The following is a 16849-nucleotide window of genomic DNA, read 5'->3' as shown; positions in this document are numbered from 1 at the left end:
GTCTCAAAACCGGCGCCACTTTTGAGCGACATGCATTAATCCTGCTGCGGCCTTCCGAAGGCCGCGCGCAGTTCGTCCTTGGCGTCCTCGAGCACTTTCCGGCGCGCCTGCGGCAGGTTCTTGCCGGCGCGGTTGATGTAGAAATTCAGCAACGACATGGCCGACTGAAACGGCTCGGCCTTGCGGCGGTCGCTGTGCTCGGCCGAGCGCTTGAGCGAGGCCGCGGTCTTCCTGGCGTCGTCGGCTTCGAAGATGTGGTCCTCGAGGTCCATCGCATCGCTGTGCTCGGTCACCTCGGCCGACCATTTCTTTTTCGCGGTCATGACAAACTCCTTCCTGTCGCAAAAACTCGGGCAGGCCGCCGCCGGTTCCCGAGAAAGTCGCCGGGCCGCTGGAGCCACGGATCATGGCCCTGTGGCGCTGCCCGTCGCGGTGAATGCGCCGATAGTGGCGACACAACGGTCGACTTCCCAGGACCGTAGACAGGAAACGCCTTGACCCCGATCGTCGCCAATCAGGCGGATAGCCCCGGCATCGACAGCAGCTACGCCTGGATGCGGCTTGCCATCTCCATGCTGCTGGCGACGATCGGTGCGGTCGGCATGTGGGCCGTCGTCGTCGTGCTGCCGGCCGTGCAGGCCGAGTTCCGCGTTGACCGCGCCGCGGCATCGATGCCCTACGCCGCAACCATGGTCGGCTTCGCCGCCGGCAATGTGCTGGTTGGCCGCGCGGTCGATCGCATGGGGTATTGGATCCCGGCACTGCTATCCTCGGTGGCTCTCGCCGCCGGCCTGCTGCTCGCCGCGCTGTCGACCTCTATCCTGCAATTCACCCTTGCCCAGGGCGTGCTGATTGGTGTCGGCACATCGGTGATCTTCGGGCCGCTGATCGCCGACATCTCGCACTGGTTCAACCGTCGGCGCGGCGTCGCCGTCACAGCTGCGGCGGCTGGCAACTATCTCGCCGGAGCGCTCTGGCCAACCATCATGCCGACACTGATCAAGGCGGAGGGCTGGCGCTTCACCTATGCCGGCATCGGTGTCTTCTGCCTGGTTACCATGGTGCCACTGGTGCTGTTGTTGCGGCGCGCTGCTCCGGCGGCGGCTGCCGCCGGTTCACCCGGAAGCCGGACAGTGCAGTCGATTTCGCTGTCTCCGGCGACGTTACAGGTGCTGCTGATCGTTGCCGGTCTCGGCTGCTGCGTGGCAATGTCGATGCCGCAGGTGCACATCGTCGCCTATTGCATGGATCTTGGCTACGGCATTGCGCATGGCGCCGACATGCTGTCGATCATGATGGCGGCGGGCGTCGTCAGCCGGCTCGCCTCCGGCTTTGTCGCCGACCGCATCGGCGGCGTGAAAACCCTGCTTATCGGTTCCGTGCTGCAATGCCTGTCGCTTTTGTTTTACATCCCGTTCGACGGGCTTGCCTCGCTCTATGTCGTGTCGCTGGTGTTCGGCCTGTCGCAAGGCGGCATCGTGCCTTGCTATGCCATCATCGTGCGCGAATACCTGCCCGCCAGGGAGGCCGGCCAGCGTATCGGCATCGTCATGATGGCGACCATCTTCGGCATGGCGATCGGTGGCTGGATGTCGGGCTGGATCTACGACCTGACGGGCTCCTACGCCGCCGCATTCCTCAACGGGATCGCATGGAACTTGCTGAACATAGTGGCGATCGGGCTGCTGCTGTGGAAAGCAAAACGCAGTGCTGCCCTGATGGCTTAATAAGGCAGGATTGCCCTGTTGCTTGACAAGGGCGATTGGCTGCGCGACGCCAGCAGGCGAGTGGGTGCGGCAGCAGCCGGCATGGTGGCAGTGGAAAAGCTGAACATGGTTTCGCAAGGGCGCAGCGGCCGGGGCCCGGCACGTGGAGGATGTCCATGACCAAGCCGCGCTCGCGTCGCGGCGGCGGCCGCCCGACCCTATCAGACGTGGCGCGCAAGGCCGGCGTCGGCGCCATCACCGTGTCGCGGGCGCTGCGCGAACCGGAACGCGTCAGCCAGGATCTGCGGCGCCAGATCCAGGCCGCCGTCGACGAACTCGGTTATGTCCCGGATCCCAATGCACGGGCGCTGGCCTCGGCGCGCGCCGATGTGTTCGGCGTACTGGTGCCGTCGCTGACCAACAACGTCTTCGCCGAAGTGGTGCGCGGCATCTATGACAGCCTGTCGGACGGCCCGTTCCGCGTCCAGCTCGGCAACACCCATTATTCCGGCCTCGAGGAGGAGCGCCTGCTGCAGGTGTTCGCACCGCAGCGCCCGGCGGCGCTGATCGTGGCCGGCATCGACCAGACGCCGACCTCGCGAAAGCTGCTGGAGAGCGCGGGCTGCCCGGTGGTGCAGGTGATGGAGACCGGGCCCGATCCGGTCGACATGCTGGTCGGCTTCTCGCATTTCGACGGCGGCCGCACCGCGACCGAGCATCTGATCGAGGCGGGCTACCGGCGGATCGGCTTCATCGGCGCACGCATGGACCCGCGCTCGCAGCGGCGGCTTGCCGGCTATCGCGCGGCAATGGAGAAGGCCGGCCTGTTCGACCCGCGGCTGGTCACCACCACGCCGCTAGTGTCCAGCGTGACGCTCGGCCGCGAGCTGCTTCGCGATGCGCTGGCCAAGATGCCGGCGCTCGACGGCGTCTTCTGCAACAATGACGACATCGCGCTCGGCGTTTTGTTCGAATGCCATAGCGCCGCGCTCAACGTGCCGAAAACAATCGGCATTGTCGGCTTCAACGACCTCGAAATGATGCAGGCGGCGTTCCCGCCGCTCACCAGTATCCGCACCCCTCGCTATGAAATCGGCCGTCGGTCTGTCGCCATGGCGCTGGCGGCGATCGCAGGACGAAGGCCTGAGCAGCGGGTCGTCGATCTCGGTTTCGAACTCAAGCCCCGCCAGAGCACCGCACGCTGAACACGCTTTGGCCGGCCTCAGCACATGGTGCTTTACACAACGTCATGGTAGCGCTACCATTTTCGTCGGGCAGACGTTTTGATGAGAGGCCCTGCCTGTTTATTATACATAAGCAACAGCTCATGCTTGTTTATTATGTATAATATGCTAGTTTCGTTTCTCGCCTGTGAAGCGGCGAGGGGGAGGGGATCGGGCCGGCTTCGGGCCCTTGAGACGTGGCGCCGGCCAGGCTGGAGGGCCTTCGGCAGGCGTGGAAAACACACCACGACAAACAGCATCAAAATTAACAAGCAGCAGCAAATAAAACTACAACTGGGAGGAATATCGATGATCAAGTCACTTGTTGGTGGCATCGTTGCCGCCACTGCATTCGTCATGCTGAGTTCGTCGGCCATGGCCGACCCGGAAGTCGTCAAGGGCCCGTCGGCTGAGCCGGATTGCTTTGCGCCCTGGGCGGCCGATACGCAGTTCTTCAAGTTCCCCAAGAAAGACGGCCCATACCGCATCGCGCTCGCCAATGGCTATATCGCCAACACCTGGCGCATCCAGATGGTGCAGACCGCCAAGGCCTATGCGGCCCAGCCGGAGGTCGCCGCGAAACTGAAGGAATTCAAGGTCGTCTCGACCGGCGAAGACGTGCCGGCTCAGATTTCGGCGATCAACAACTTCATCGATTCCGGCTATGACGCGATCGTCGTCAACGCCCAGAACCCGACCGCTTTCGGGCCGGTCATCAAGCGCGCCAAGGAAGCTGGCGTCATCCTCGTCGCCTTCGACAATATTCTCGATACCAAGGACGCCATCAACGTCAATGTCGACCAGAAGGGCCTTGGCGAATTGTGGGGCAAATGGCTGGTCGGCCATGTGCCGAATGGCGGCAAGGTGCTCGAAGTGCGCGGCGTTGCCGGGACTTCCGTCGACACCGACCGTCACAACGGAATCCATGAAGCGCTCGATGCCTCCGGCAAGAAATGGGACGTCACCGAGGTGGTCGGCAAATGGGACGACGGCGTGGCACAGAAGGCCACGGCCGACGCCATTGCCACCAACGGTCCGTTCGACGGTATCACCGGGCAAGGCGGCGACACCGGCATCGTGCAGGCGATGATCGATGCCAAGCATGCTTTCGTGCCGTTCGGCGGCGAGACCGAGAACGGTTTCCGCAAGTTCTGCGCGGCACATGCCGGCGACGGGCTGAAATGCTCATCGGCCGGCACCGGTCCGGCGCAGGTCGCGGTCGCCATCAAGACGGCGATTGCCGCGCTCGAAGGCAACGTCGTTCCGCAAGCAGTGAAACTGCCACTGGCGATCGTCGAGGATCCGAACTTCAAGGCCGGTCAGGATTTCTTCCCCGACCAGTCCGACAATTTCTTCGTCGGCAATTCCTTCCCGACCTGCGGCATCAATTTCACCGCGCAGGAAATTATGGGTCAGACCAAAGCTGACCAATAGGGCTGACCAATAGGCGGCATATCCGGCGCCGCGGGATCTCCGCGGCGCCGGCCACTCGATATCCCTTGAAGTCAAACTGCCTCGGGAGGGCCGATGGACGGTGCGGTTCCGCTCTTCCGGATGGAAGGCATATCCAAGCGCTATGGTGGCGTGCGGGCGCTGGAAAAGGCCGAGCTTTCGGTCTCGTCCGGTAGCATCCACGCCATTCTCGGCGAAAACGGCGCCGGCAAATCGACGCTGATCAAGGTCATGGCGGGCGTCGTCGCGCCCGACGAAGGCCGCATGATGCTGAACGGCAGCGAGGTGACGTTCGCTTCGCCTGCTGCTGCAAACAAGTCCGGCATCGTCTGCATCTTCCAGGAGCTGTCGCTGGTTCCCGAACTCAGCGTTGCCGACAACATCGTCATCTCCGATCCGCCGAAGCGTTTCGGCATGATCGACCGCAAGGCGCAGCGCCGCATTGCCGAGGATGCGCTGGCACGCGCAGGTGCGGCCGATATCCATCCATTGGCGCTGGTCAAGGATCTTCCGCTTTCAAGAAGACAGATGGTCGAGATTGCCAAGGCATTGGCCAGGAAGCCGCGCATCCTGATCCTCGACGAGGCGACCTCGGCGCTGACCGCGACGGACGTCGCCAGGATATTCAGCGTGCTCAAGCGGTTGCGCTCGGAAGGGTTGGCGCTGCTTTACATTTCGCACCGCATGAACGAGATCGCCGAGCTTGCCGACCACTGCACGGTGTTTCGCAACGGTCGCAATGTCGCCAGCTACAAGGCAGGCACAAAGAGCGACAACGAAGTCGTCGAACTGATGATCGGGCGCGAATACAGCCATATTTTCCCGCCGAAACCCGCGCGCACCGCAGCCGCCGCCGTTCCCGTGCTGGAGGCGCGCAAGCTGTCCTGGACGGACCGGCTGGACAATGTCTCGCTGACGGTCGGGGCAGGCGAGGTCGTCGGCCTTGGCGGCCTGGACGGCCAGGGCCAGCGCGAATTGCTGCTTGCCTTTTTCGGTGTGCTGCGCGGCCTCGGCGGCCAGATCCTTATCGACGGCAAGCCGGTTTCGATCGCCAGCCCGCAAGCGGCGCGCGACGACCGCATCGGCATGGCGCTGATCCCGGAGGACCGCAAGACCGAAGGCCTGATGCTGCCGATGACGGTGCGCGAGAACCTCTCCTTTGCCGCCCTAGACCGGCTGTCCAAGGCCGGCATCATCGACCGCGCCGCCGAACAGCGGCTGATCGACGACATGGTCGGGCTGCTGGCGATCAAGACGGCCGGCCTCGACATTCCGGTCGGTGCGCTGTCGGGGGGCAACCAGCAGAAGGTGGTCATCGCCAAATGGCTGATGCGCCAGCCGCGTATCATCCTGCTCAACGATCCGACGCGCGGCATCGATGTCGGCACCAAGCAGGAACTCTATCAACTGATGCGCAAGCTGGCGGATGCGGGGGCGGCGATCCTGTTCTATTCAACCGACTATGACGAACTGATCGGCTGCTGCGACCGCGTGCTGGTGCTCTATGACGGCGCGGTCAAGCGCGAGCTGGTCGGAGCCGAGATCACCGAGCGGGCGCTGATTGCAAGCGCGCTCAACATCCACGGCGATGACGCCGGCGCAAGAGACGATGCCGGCGCAAGACAGGGAGCGGACGCGTGAAAGAGTGGCGCTACCGGCTGGCCGAGCAGCGCGGAACACTGATGGCACTCGGCATATTCATTGTCATGTTCGTCATCTACACCTCGAACCATCCGGCGGGCTTCACCGCCAATGTCGTGCAGACGGCGTCGAACAAGGGCGTGCTGCTCGCCTTCGTCGCCATGGCGCAGACACTCGTCGTGATCACCGCCGGCATCGACCTCTCCGTCGGCATGATCTTCACGCTGACCAATTGCCTCGCCTCCTGGGTGGTCATCGGCACCGGCCTTGAGACCGCTTTCGGCGTCATCGCCGTGCTCGGCACCGGGCTCCTGTGCGGGGCGATCAACGGCGCCATCGTCATCTACGGCCGCCTGCAGCCGATCGTCGCCACGATCGCCACGGGTGCGGTCTATTTCGGCATCGCGCTGCTGCTGAGGCCGTTTCCCGGCGGTTCGGTCAACGAAGGTCTCGCCGACGCGCTGACCGGGCGCCTGTTCGGCGTAGTGCCGGCCAGTCTTATCGCGCTGCTCGCCGTCGTGCTAATCGTCTGGGTGCCGTTCAGCCGCTCGGTGCTCGGGCGCGCGGCTTATGCGGCCGGCTCGTCGGAGACGGCGGCCTACATGTCCGGTGTGCCGATAAGGCGCGGCAAGTTCGCTGCCTACGCGCTCGCAGGCCTGTTGGCCGCGATCGGCGGACTGTTCCTGACCTTCTTCACCTATACCGGCGATGCAGCCTATGCCAGCGGCAACGCCTATACGCTGTTTTCAATCGCCGCGGTGGTGCTGGGCGGCGTCTCGCTGTTCGGCGGCAAAGGCAGCGCCATCGGCGCCATCTTCGGCGCGCTGGCCTTCCGCACCATCGGCGACCTGTTGTTCGTGTTCGATTTCGACCCGCTATGGCAGCCACTGTTCCAGGGCGTTATCCTGCTGGTTGCGGTCAGCCTCGGCGCCTTCGCACTATTTCGGGTCCGCAACCGGCTGGAGTGGTTCCTGTGAGCGAAACGACGTTGGGCGGCATCGCCGGCCGCATGCCGAAATTCATCCGCCGCGCCGATCCGGCGGTGCTGACGGCCTTCGCCTGCATCGTGCTGTTGCTGTTCCTAGGCAGCCTCTATTCCAGGAGCTTTCTGTCGCCTGAATATCTCTTGCAGCAGCTCAAGGTGGCCTCGTTCCTCGGCGTCATCGCCACAGGCATGATGCTGGTCATCCTGCTAGGCCAAATCGACCTGTCGGTGCCGTGGGCGGTGGCGGCGGGCGCGATGATGGCGTGTGCGGCTGCGGCCTATGGCCCGATCGGTGTGGCGCTGGCCATCCCGTTCGGCATCTTTTGCGGGGTGCTGATCGGCATCGTCAACGGCTTTGGCGTCGCTTATCTGCGCATACCCTCGATGATCATCACGCTCGCCACCAACGCTGTCGCGCAAGGGCTCATGGTCGTTTATACCGGCGGCTACTCGCCACAGGATTCGGCCACCGGCGCCATGCGCTATCTTGCGACAGGTTTTACCATTCCTAGCGTGCCTAACGCCGTCATCATCTGGGCGCTGATTGGTGCCGCGATGGTGTTCGTGCTGTCCCGCACCAGCTTCGGCCGCACCGTCTACGGCATCGGCAACCGCGAGCGTGCCGCCTATCTCTCCGGCATCGATACAAGGCGCGTGGTGATGATCGCCTTCGCTATCTCAGGCGGGCTGTCCGCCTTTGGCGGGGTGCTTCTCGCCGGCTATGCCTCCAAGGCGGCGCAATCGATGGGCGATGCCTATCTCCTGCCGTCGATCGCCGCCGTGGTTCTGGGCGGCACCTCCATCCTGGGTGGCCGCGGCTCCTATCTCGGCACCGTCGCCGGTGTCATTCTGATCACCCTCCTGCAGTCCATACTCTCGGTCATGCAGATGCCGGAGGCGGGGCGGCAGATCGTCTATGGCCTGGTCATCGTCGCCATGCTCCTGCTCTACGGCCGCGCGCCGGCAAGCCGCTGACCGTGGACGAAGAGACGGCACAGGCGCCAATGGGCGCTACCGGCTCAGTGCCTCGGGCCATTGTGGTGATGGGCGTCGCCGGCTGCGGAAAGTCGGCTGTCGGCAAAGCATTGGCAGCAGAGGAAGGGGCCGTCTTTGTCGAGGGCGACAGGCTGCACCCGCCCGAAAACGTCGCCCGCATGGCGAGCGGTGAGCCGCTCACAGATCAACTGCGTGAGGGCTGGCTCGATGCCATCGGCGAGCGGATCGCCGACCTGACCGGCAGCGGCCAAAGCGTGGTTGCCGCCTGCTCGGCGCTGAAGCGCAGCTACCGCGATCGTCTGCGCGGCTTCCGCCGGGATATCGTTTTCATCTATCTGGAGATCGATCCCGCTACCGCCAAGCAGCGTGTCGCCAGCCGCAAGGGGCATTTCATGCCGGCAAGCCTGGTCGAAAGCCAGTTCGCCATCCTTGAACCGCCTGGCGCCGACGAGCGGGCGCTGACGGCCGACGCCACACTTCCAGTGGCTGAGATCGTCACCGCCGTTGCCAGCCTGCTGGCCGGCGCAAAATCATGAACCACCCTCGTCGGGCAAGGCGGTTTCCGGCCGTTCGGTGAACCGGTCATGGCCTGACCAGACCATCATTTGCTCGGGATAGAGTTTCAGCGCCTCCAGCAAGCGGTCGCGCTTGAGCAATATGTACTCGGCCTGCAGCGCCATGTTCTTGGCGCCGGCTCTGGCCGCGCGCTCGCCGGCCTCTGCCGGGGCCGGCACCAGTTCGGGACTTAGGACGGCGCGGTATTGGCGGAACGGATCGGTCTCGAAGGTCGACATGGAAAACAGCGCCGCCTTGCCTCTGGCAGCGAAATTCGTCGGCGCCGAAGCCAGGTGGGTCCAGCCGCTCTCGCCAAGGCCGACTTCGGTGAATGTCGAGCCGGCATGCACCGTGTTGGTCACCAACACCACGCCGTTGCTGCCAAGGATCTTCTGGATCCGGCCGGTGACCTGGTAGGCGTCGCTGCGGTCGAACACGATCCGGCTTTTCAGGAAACGGTTCTCGACCCGAACCATCGGCGGGTTCAGGAAGCGCAAGCCGAAGGTCGAATCGGATATGCCGTGAGCCCTGACGCTGAGCTGGTGTGTCTCGATGCCGGCTTCATGGAGAGCGCGTTTGCCGATGATGGTCTGGGTCGTGAACTGATCGCACCAGATGATAGCGCCGTGGCCGCGCTTCAGCGCCGCTTGCAGGCCTTCCAGGCCCTCCAGCCGGATATCAGGTGACCAGCGGCGGCCGATGAGATGCGCGGCAAGTAGCAAACGCCGGCGGTGGTTGGCGCAGAGCAAGGCCCTGAACTGCCTTTGCGCATCGATGCCATTGCCGAGCACGGCGCGCGTCGCGGCGGCGTAGCGCACGAAATCCTTGCGGATATGGCGCTTGAGGCGCAGCCCCGATACGCGGCTGCAGATCGCGGCCCACCAATTGACCGGTAGCAATGCCGCGACCCCGAGATAAAAGGCGGCCAGCAGCAGCTCGCGGAGATCCCTGTTGTTGAAGGTGCGCAACTTGCCGGCGCGGACCTGCTTGCGGCTGAAGAAGCGAACATTCTCGGCGCGTTCGGGCACCAGGATGTCGGCGATGATTTCCGTATGATAAATGACGGCGGAAGATGGTGTCCGGTCGGCTTTCCGGGATTTTCCCAACCACGGCAGCCTCATCCGATCGGTGTCCACCTGTTCTTGCGTGCGTCCGGAAATCGCTTTACTGCGTCTGCCACGGGCGCGCAATCGGCGCCGGCAAGGCCATGGTGAACGCCATTCAGGGTTCGAACTTGAAACAGGCCCTATCGGTAGCACTTCCCCAACTGGCGCCCTGGCAGCCGGCTGCGGTGGCGCTGATGGCGCCGGACCGGCCATCCCTCAGCTTTGCCGGCCTCGTCAATCTTGTCGACAAGCTCTGCGGCGATCTCGCCAGGCGTGGCGTTGCCCGCGGCACGGCCGTCGGCATCGTCTTGCCCAACGGCCCGGAAATGGCGGCCTGTTTCCTGGCGGTCTCGGCGTTGGCGACGGCGGCGCCGCTCAATCCGGCTTACGGCGAAGACGAATTCCGCTTCTATCTCGGCGATCTCGATGTGAAGCTGCTGCTGTGCGGACAAGGCATGGGCGATGCCGCGCGCAACGCCGCAAAGGGGCACGGCATTGCGGTGCTCGACGTCGTCGTGACTGACGGCGCCAAGGCCGGCGAGTTTCTGCTGGCGGGCGACGCCGAGGTGGAGGCTGCCAGCGAGGCTCGCCTCGACGATATGCAGCTCAACGGGCCGGACGATTTCGCGCTGGTCCTGCACACGTCGGGAACCACGGCGCGACCGAAGATCGTCGGCTTGCGGCAGCGCAATCTGCAGGCATCAATGGCCAACATCGCCCGCACCTTGGCGCTTTCGGCAGACGATATCTGTCTCAACGTGATGCCGCTGTTCCACATTCACGGGCTGATGGCGGCGCTCAGCGCACAGCTGGCAGTCGGCGGCGCTGTTGTCTGCACGCCGGGCTTCAACCCGCTCAAATTCTACGGCTGGCTGGGCGACTTCAGGCCGAGCTGGTACAGCGCGGTGCCGACCATACATCAGGCGATCCTGGCGCGCGCCGCCCGCAATGGCGAAAGCATCGCGGCTGCGCGGCTGCGCTTCATCCGCTCGTCTTCGGCAGCGCTTCCCGACACCGTGTTCCGCGACCTCGAGCGCGTCTTCGGCTGTCCGGTGGTCGAGGCCTATGGCATGACCGAGGCGGCGCACCAGATGACATCCAATGGCTTGCCGCCGGCGCGCCGCAAGCCATGCTCGGTCGGCCTGCCTGCGGGTCCGCAGGTGACGATCCTGGACGACAAGGGGACGATCCTTCCGGCGGGTGAAAAGGGCGAGATTGCGGTGCGCGGCGCCAACATTCATGATGGCTATCTCAACAATCCGGTGGCCAATGAAGCTGCCTTCAGCGATGGCTGGTTCCGCACCGGCGACCAGGGCCTCATCGACGAGGATGGCGATCTGAAGATCACCGGGCGGCTGAAGGAGATCATCAATCGCGGCGGCGAAAAGATCTCGCCGCTCGAGGTCGACAATGTGCTGCTCGATCATCCGCTGGTGGCGCAGGCGGTGACCTTCGCCGTGCCGCACGCCATGCTCGGCGAAGAGGTGGGTGCGGCCATCGTGCTGGCCGAGGGCGCCATCGCCGATGCCGAGCAGATTCGTGATTTCGCGCGCAGCCGGATCGTCGAGTTCAAGGTGCCGCGCCACATCCTGTTTCTCCAGGAGATACCCAAGGGTCCCACAGGCAAGATCCAGCGCGTCGGCCTGGCCGGCAAGCTCGGCCTGGTCTGAGGACTCTCATTTGAGCATGATCTTGTCCGAAAACCGGTTCCCACTTTTCGGGACCATGCTCTAATTTAGATCTGCGATGTCAGCTCGACCGGAAAATCATCATTGTCGGCGTCGCGCATGGCGGCGAGGCTGCGATTGTCCAGCACTTCGGCGATCGCCTGGCGCACTTCCAGCATCATGTGCCGGACCTGGCAGGTCGCCTCGTCGCAATCCTCGCAGCGCTGGTATTGCGTGCGGCTGGCGCAGGGTATGGGAGCGAGCGGGCCGTCCAGCACGCGCACGACGTGGCCGATCTTGATTTCGGAAGCCGGCCGGGCGAGGCGATAACCGCCTTCCTTGCCCTTGCGACTGAGGACGAAACCGGCATTGCGCAGCTCGCCCAGAATGGCATCCAGGAATTTCTTCGGGATGTTGTTGGCGATCGCGATGTCGTTGACGAATGCAAGCTGGCCGACCGGCAGGCCGGAAAGATGCACGAGGGCCTTGAGGCCGTATTTGCCTTTTTTGGTAAGCATGCCCGCTTCAGTTCATGAAAACCCCAACCACCCGCATCTGGCGGTTGTTTGTGTGCAAATCATGACGTTTCGCCTGAACAACCCGGTTTCGCGTAGAACAAGCCGCCCGGTTGAGACGTTAGGCACAAAGGCGTTGATTCTTTCTAACGTTTTTCGCCGATCGCGACAGATTCCGCATGAAAGCCGTTTGTCGGCGCGCGAAAACGAAAAAGCCGGCAAAGCGCCGGCTTTCTTGTGAGGTGAGGTCGAACGCTGCTGATATCAGCGGCTGCCATAGGTCTGGTCGAGCAGACCGCCGGCGGCGAAGTGCTCCTTCTGTACCTTGTCCCAGCCGCCGAAGACGTCTTCCACAGTCAGCAGGCGGACATCGGGGAAGTCGGCCCTGTATTTTGCCGCGACTTCAGCGTTGCGGGCGCGCAGGCCATTTTCAGCCGCGATGGTCTGGCCCTCGGGCGTGTAGAGGAAATCGAGATAGGTCTTGGCGAGGTCACGGCTGCCGTGCTCGTCGGCGACCTTGTCGACGATCGCCACCGGGAATTCGGCGAGCAGGCTGACCGTTGGCGTGACCTGTTCGAACTTGTCGTTGCCATACTCCTTGCGGATGCCGCGCGTTTCCGACTCGAAGGTGATCAGCACGTCGCCGATCTCGCGTTGCACGAAGGTGGTGGTGGCGGCGCGCCCGCCGGTGTCGAAGATCGGCACGTTGTTGAACAGCTTGGTGACGAACTCCTTCACCTTGGCGTCGTCGCCCTTGAAGGCTTCCTTGGCGTAGGCGGTTGCGGCCAGATAGGTGTAGCGCGCATTGCCCGAGGTCTTGGGGTTGGGGAAGATCACCTGCACGTCGTCGCGCACGAGGTCGTTCCAGTCCTTGATGTGCTTGGGGTTGCCCGCGCGGACGAGAAAGGATGGGAGCGAATAGAAGGGCGAGGCGTTGTCGGGGAAATCCTTCTGCCAGTCGGCGGAGACGAGGCCTTTCTTGACCAGAAAGTCGATGTCGGTGACCTGGTTGAAGGTGACGACATCGGCGCCGAGGCCTTCGGCAATGGCGCGCGCCTGCGCCGAGGTGCCGGCGTGCGACTGGTCGACGGTGACACCCGGATGGCCGGCGACGAAAGCCTTGTTCACCTGGGCGAACAATTCGCGGCCGACATCATAGGAAGCGTTGAGCAATTTGTCGGCCGACCAGGCCTGCGAACAGGCGAGGATCAGGCCGGCGACAGTGGCGACGCTGAGGAAAAATCGCTTCATGAAAAGGAGCTCCTTGAGAAGGCCGTTTGTCGATGCATCGATATAATGCGCCAACATAATAGGACCATGTCCAGCGCGGCCAGACATGCGCGCCGGGTTCGCCATTCGACGATGAGAAAAAGCGTTGCCGAAACAGCCGATTGGTAGGAGTTCCTTCCAACGCCATGCAAAATGATTGCATCTTGCCGTTGTGGCATATACATTTGGCATATACAAGGATGCATCGTGATGCCGCAACACCGCCATTCAACGCCGCCGAGAGAGGCGAAGCTCTTCCGCAACAACCGCAGCCAGGCGGTGCGCATTCCCGTCGAGTTCGAGCTTCCCGGCGAAAAAGTCCTGATCAGCCGCGACGGCGATCGCCTGGTTATCGAGCCAGTCCGTAAACCAGGCCTCACCGCCTTGCTCACCCAATGGGCGAAAGAACCGCCGCTTGGCCCTGAAGACGATTTTCCCGAAATCCATGATGTGCCCGTCAGGCCTGAGGACATCTTCTGATGCGGTTCATGCTGGACACGAACATTCTCAGCGACATGATCCGAAATCCGGCCGGCAAAGCCGCCAGTGCGGCGGTTCGCCAGGGAGACGGCGCCCTATGCACCAGCATCGTTGTCGCCTCGGAGCTGCGTTATGGCTGCGCCCGCAAGAGATCGGCCAAGCTGCTCGCCAAGGTGGAGGAATTGCTCGCCGAGGTTCCTGTGTTGCCGCTCGATGTGCCGATGGATAACGAATACGGAGCACTTCGTGCCGAGCTGGAGGCCAGAGGCCAGCCAATCGGCCACAATGATCTTTTCATTGCTGCCCATGCCTGTGTGTTGGGGACGACACTGGTGACGGCCAACACCGAGTTCCGTCGGATCAAGGGCCTGACGGTCGAGAACTGGCTGGAGTAGCGCCGGATCGATGTCTATGCCGCCGGGAAAAGCTTCCAGCGCCTCGGCCTGAACGCCACCCGGCTCTTCTGCGCCGCAGGATGGTCCACAGGCAGTTCGATCTCGACGCGCTGGCGCTCGCCGCCGATTTCCAGTTCGACGCGTCTTGTGCCGGCGACGCGGCGGCTGGCGGCGACCGTGCCGGCGATGCAGCCGCTGCAGCCGTCGAGCAGTTCGATATCGTGCGGGCGGAAGTACAGCGTCGCATCGCCCTCGGGTGCGTGCGGCGCCGACACGCCGATCGGACGGTCGGCGAGCCAGATCTCGCCATTCTCAACCTTGACCGGCAGCATGCTCGATTCACCGATGAAGGAGTAGACGAAGGGCGAGTTCGGCGTGTCGTAGATCTCGTCGGCGGAGCCGACCTGCTCGATGCGGCCCTGGCTCATCACGACGACGCGGTCGGCAAGCTCGAGCGCCTCTTCCTGGTCGTGGGTGACGAAGACGGTGGTGTGGCCGGTGCGGTCATGGATTTCGCGCAGCCAGCGGCGCAGTTCCCGGCGCACCTGCGCATCGAGCGCGCCGAACGGCTCGTCGAGCAACAGCACCTTGGGCTCGATAGCCATGGCCCGGGCAAGCGCCACGCGCTGGCGCTGGCCACCCGAAAGTTGCGCCGGATAGCGCTTTTCCAGGCCGGAAAGCTGAACGAGATCGAGCAGTTCGGAGGCGCGTCGGCGGATTTCGGCCGCCGGTGGTCGCGACGGTCCATGCCGGACCTTGAGGCCGAAGCCGATATTGTCGGCGACCGTCATGTGCCGGAAGAGCGCATAGTGCTGGAAGACGAAGCCGACATTGCGCTCCTGGATCGAGCGGTGCGAGGCGTCCTCGTCGCCGAAGAAGATCTTTCCGCGCGTCGGCCGCTCCAGGCCGGCGATAAGCCTCAGCAGCGTCGTCTTGCCGGAGCCGGATGGCCCAAGCAGCGCGATCAGCTCACCCGACTTGATGTCAAGGGATACGTCATGGAGGGCCGGAAACCGGTCAAACTCCTTGCGTACGTTGGCAACGCGAACTTCCATGTAGATCCCTCAGTAATTTGGTGCATGTCGTTGTCCCAAAAACGGTTCCCAGTCTTGGGCGACATGCATTTAGTCAGTGCCCGCGCGTCGCGGCGATCTCGGCGCCGTAGCGCATCTCGAGAAGTGTTTTCAAGACCAGCGTGACCAGCGCCAGGCCGGCAAGCAGCGAAGCGACGGCAAAAGCGCCGACGGCGTTGTACTCGTTGTAGAGGATTTCGACATGCAACGGCATGGTGTTGGTCAGCCCGCGTATGTGGCCCGACACGACCGAGACCGCGCCGAATTCGCCCATCGAGCGGGCGTTGCATAAAAGCACGCCGTAGAGCAATCCCCATTTGACGTTGGGCAGCGTCACGTACCAGAAGGTCTGCCAGCCATTGGCGCCCAGAGAGAGCGCGGCTTCCTCGTCGCCGTTGCCCTGTTCCTGCATCAGCGGGATCAGTTCGCGGGCAACGAAGGGGAAGGTGACGAAGATGGTCGCGAGCACGATGCCGGGCACGGCGAACAAGATCTGGATGCCGTGCGCCTTCAGCCATTCACCGAACAGTCCCTGAGCGCCAAACAAAAGCACATAGACCAGGCCGGAAATGACCGGCGAGACCGAGAAGGGCAGGTCGATCAGCGTGGTTAGAAAAGCCTTGCCCTTGAACTCGAACTTGGCGATCGCCCAGGCAGCCGAAATGCCGAAGACGACGTTGAGCGGAACGGCGATCACCGCCACCAGCAGCGTCAGCCGGATCGCCGAGCGCGTATCGGGATTGGAGAGCGATTCCGTGTAGGCGCCAATGCCTTTCGCCAGCGCCTCGTGGAAGACGATGATCAGCGGCAGCAGCAGGAAGATGGCGAGGAAGGCGAAGGCCACCGCCATCAGCAGCAGCCGCACCGGCCGGCTTTCGGTCACCGCCGCCGACCGGCTCTCGTGATGCGGTTCGTAGGATTTGATCTCGGGGTCAGCCATAGCGCTTGCGACTCCATGACTGCGCCAGGTTGATGACCAGCAGCATCACGAACGACAGCAAAAGCATGATCGCCGCGATCGCGGTGGCCGCCGGATAATTGTACTCCTCGAGCCGGATGACGATCAGAAGCGGTGCGATCTCCGACTTGTAGGGAAGGTTGCCGGCGATGAAGATGACCGAGCCGTATTCGCCGACGCCGCGCGCGAAGGCGAGTGAGAAGCCGGTGATGATGGCCGGCGCCAGGCCGGGAAACAGGATGCGGGTGATGATCTGGAAGCGGTTGGCGCCGAGCGTCGCGGCGGCTTCCTCCACTTCCTTGTCGATCTCCTCCATGATCGGCTGCACCGTGCGCACGACAAACGGCAGGCCGATGAAGACAAGCGCCACGACAATGCCGAGCGGCGTGTAGGCGACCTTGATGCCGAGCGGCGCCAGGAGATGGCCGATCCAGCCATTGGGCGCATAAAGAGTGGTCAGCGCGATACCGGCCACTGCCGTCGGCAGCGCGAAGGGCAGGTCGACCATGGCGTCGACGACGCGGCGGCCGGGGAAGCGGTAGCGCACCAGCACCCAGGCGACGAGCGTGCCGAAGACGACGTTGACGGCGGCTGCGATGAAGGCTGTGCCGAAGCTGATTTCGAGTGCGTTGATGGTCCGGCGGTCGATGGCGATCGCCCAGAAATCGGTCCAGCCGAGGGCTGCCGAGCGCCAGATCAGGCCCGACAGGGGGATGAGGATGATGAGCGTGAGGTAGGCAAGCGAGAAGCCGAGCGTCAATCCGAAACCCGGAATGACACTCGGCTGTCTGAATCGCCACCCCGCCTTGGCGGGTGCTATGGTCATGT

17 protein-coding genes are annotated in these 16849 nt (G+C 63.6%); 10 read left to right on the top strand and 7 right to left on the bottom strand.

Translation table 11 applies throughout. The features are described 5' to 3' along the window. Positions 1–35: 35 nt before the first annotated feature. Positions 36–323 carry a DUF3175 domain-containing protein gene (locus AC3EML_RS25225; RefSeq protein WP_023817904.1) on the bottom strand — a complete coding sequence of 96 codons (288 nt, stop codon included), beginning with the start codon at positions 321–323 and terminating at the stop codon, positions 36–38. A 231-nt stretch (positions 324–554) separates the two neighbouring features. Between AC3EML_RS25225 and AC3EML_RS25220 the strand changes: the two genes are divergently transcribed. From AC3EML_RS25220 to AC3EML_RS25190, 7 genes are all read left to right on the top strand, one after another. Next, entirely contained in the window at positions 555–1727 is a 1173-nt protein-coding gene (locus AC3EML_RS25220; RefSeq protein ID WP_352522052.1) for an MFS transporter, read from the top strand. A 155-nt stretch (positions 1728–1882) separates the two neighbouring features. Then, positions 1883–2911 carry an HTH-type transcriptional regulator GntR gene (gene gntR, locus AC3EML_RS25215; protein WP_352522029.1) on the top strand — a complete coding sequence of 343 codons (1029 nt, stop codon included), beginning with the start codon at positions 1883–1885 and terminating at the stop codon, positions 2909–2911. A gap of 327 nt (positions 2912–3238) precedes the next feature. Beyond that, positions 3239–4363: a sugar ABC transporter substrate-binding protein gene (locus AC3EML_RS25210; protein ID WP_023682221.1), complete on the top strand. Its 1125-nt coding sequence runs from the start codon at positions 3239–3241 to the stop codon at positions 4361–4363. Positions 4364–4456: 93 nt separating this feature from the next. Next, entirely contained in the window at positions 4457–6022 is a 1566-nt protein-coding gene (locus AC3EML_RS25205; protein ID WP_023687963.1) for a sugar ABC transporter ATP-binding protein, read from the top strand. Continuing rightward, the gene (locus AC3EML_RS25200; protein ID WP_352522030.1) at positions 6019–6999 is read left to right on the top strand and encodes an ABC transporter permease; all 981 of its coding nucleotides are present in this window, start codon (positions 6019–6021) and stop codon (positions 6997–6999) included. The genes AC3EML_RS25205 and AC3EML_RS25200 overlap by 4 nt, the downstream gene beginning before the upstream one ends. Then, complete coding sequence (locus AC3EML_RS25195) at positions 6996–7982, top strand: ABC transporter permease (protein WP_352522031.1); 987 nt, start codon at positions 6996–6998, stop codon at positions 7980–7982. Before AC3EML_RS25200 ends, AC3EML_RS25195 begins: the two co-directional genes overlap by 4 nt. A gap of 2 nt (positions 7983–7984) precedes the next feature. Then, entirely contained in the window at positions 7985–8539 is a 555-nt protein-coding gene (locus AC3EML_RS25190) for a gluconokinase (protein WP_023733120.1), read from the top strand. Here AC3EML_RS25190 and AC3EML_RS25185 read toward each other — a convergent pair. Continuing rightward, positions 8534–9679, bottom strand: a complete 1146-nt coding sequence (locus tag AC3EML_RS25185) for a hypothetical protein (RefSeq protein ID WP_352522032.1) — start codon at positions 9677–9679, stop codon at positions 8534–8536. The genes AC3EML_RS25190 and AC3EML_RS25185 overlap by 6 nt on opposite strands. Positions 9680–9765: 86 nt before the next feature. Between AC3EML_RS25185 and AC3EML_RS25180 the strand changes: the two genes are divergently transcribed. Then, complete coding sequence (locus AC3EML_RS25180; protein ID WP_352522033.1) at positions 9766–11334, top strand: acyl--CoA ligase; 1569 nt, start codon at positions 9766–9768, stop codon at positions 11332–11334. A gap of 65 nt (positions 11335–11399) precedes the next feature. Here AC3EML_RS25180 and AC3EML_RS25175 read toward each other — a convergent pair whose 3' ends face one another. Further along, positions 11400–11849 (bottom strand): RrF2 family transcriptional regulator, encoded by a 450-nt coding sequence (locus tag AC3EML_RS25175; protein WP_023673075.1) that lies wholly within the window; start codon positions 11847–11849, stop codon positions 11400–11402. Positions 11850–12110: 261 nt separating this feature from the next. Then, positions 12111–13097 carry a sulfate ABC transporter substrate-binding protein gene (locus tag AC3EML_RS25170; RefSeq protein ID WP_352522034.1) on the bottom strand — a complete coding sequence of 329 codons (987 nt, stop codon included), beginning with the start codon at positions 13095–13097 and terminating at the stop codon, positions 12111–12113. A gap of 228 nt (positions 13098–13325) precedes the next feature. On the opposite strand from AC3EML_RS25170, the gene AC3EML_RS25165 reads away from it, so the two are divergent. Together AC3EML_RS25165 and AC3EML_RS25160 are read left to right on the top strand one after the other, a co-directional pair. Then, positions 13326–13595 (top strand): antitoxin, encoded by a 270-nt coding sequence (locus AC3EML_RS25165; RefSeq protein ID WP_352522035.1) that lies wholly within the window; start codon positions 13326–13328, stop codon positions 13593–13595. Next, positions 13595–13990 (top strand): type II toxin-antitoxin system VapC family toxin, encoded by a 396-nt coding sequence (locus AC3EML_RS25160; protein ID WP_352522036.1) that lies wholly within the window; start codon positions 13595–13597, stop codon positions 13988–13990. The genes AC3EML_RS25165 and AC3EML_RS25160 overlap by 1 nt, the downstream gene beginning before the upstream one ends. 14 nt (positions 13991–14004) lie before the next feature. Here AC3EML_RS25160 and AC3EML_RS25155 read toward each other — a convergent pair whose 3' ends face one another. The 3 genes from AC3EML_RS25155 to cysT form a co-directional block, all read right to left on the bottom strand. Next, complete coding sequence (locus AC3EML_RS25155; protein ID WP_023673079.1) at positions 14005–15045, bottom strand: sulfate/molybdate ABC transporter ATP-binding protein; 1041 nt, start codon at positions 15043–15045, stop codon at positions 14005–14007. A 73-nt stretch (positions 15046–15118) separates the two neighbouring features. Next, positions 15119–16003 carry a sulfate ABC transporter permease subunit CysW gene (gene cysW / locus AC3EML_RS25150; protein ID WP_023690809.1) on the bottom strand — a complete coding sequence of 295 codons (885 nt, stop codon included), beginning with the start codon at positions 16001–16003 and terminating at the stop codon, positions 15119–15121. Then, positions 15996–16847, bottom strand: a complete 852-nt coding sequence (gene cysT / locus AC3EML_RS25145; protein ID WP_352522037.1) for a sulfate ABC transporter permease subunit CysT — start codon at positions 16845–16847, stop codon at positions 15996–15998. Before cysT ends, cysW begins: the two co-directional genes overlap by 8 nt. Between the last annotated feature and the right edge of the window lie 2 nt (positions 16848–16849).

The organism is Mesorhizobium sp. P170090, assembly GCF_057786115.1.
The sequence above is the reverse complement of the archived record's forward strand: the minus strand, read 5'-3'. Positions and strand labels throughout refer to the sequence as shown.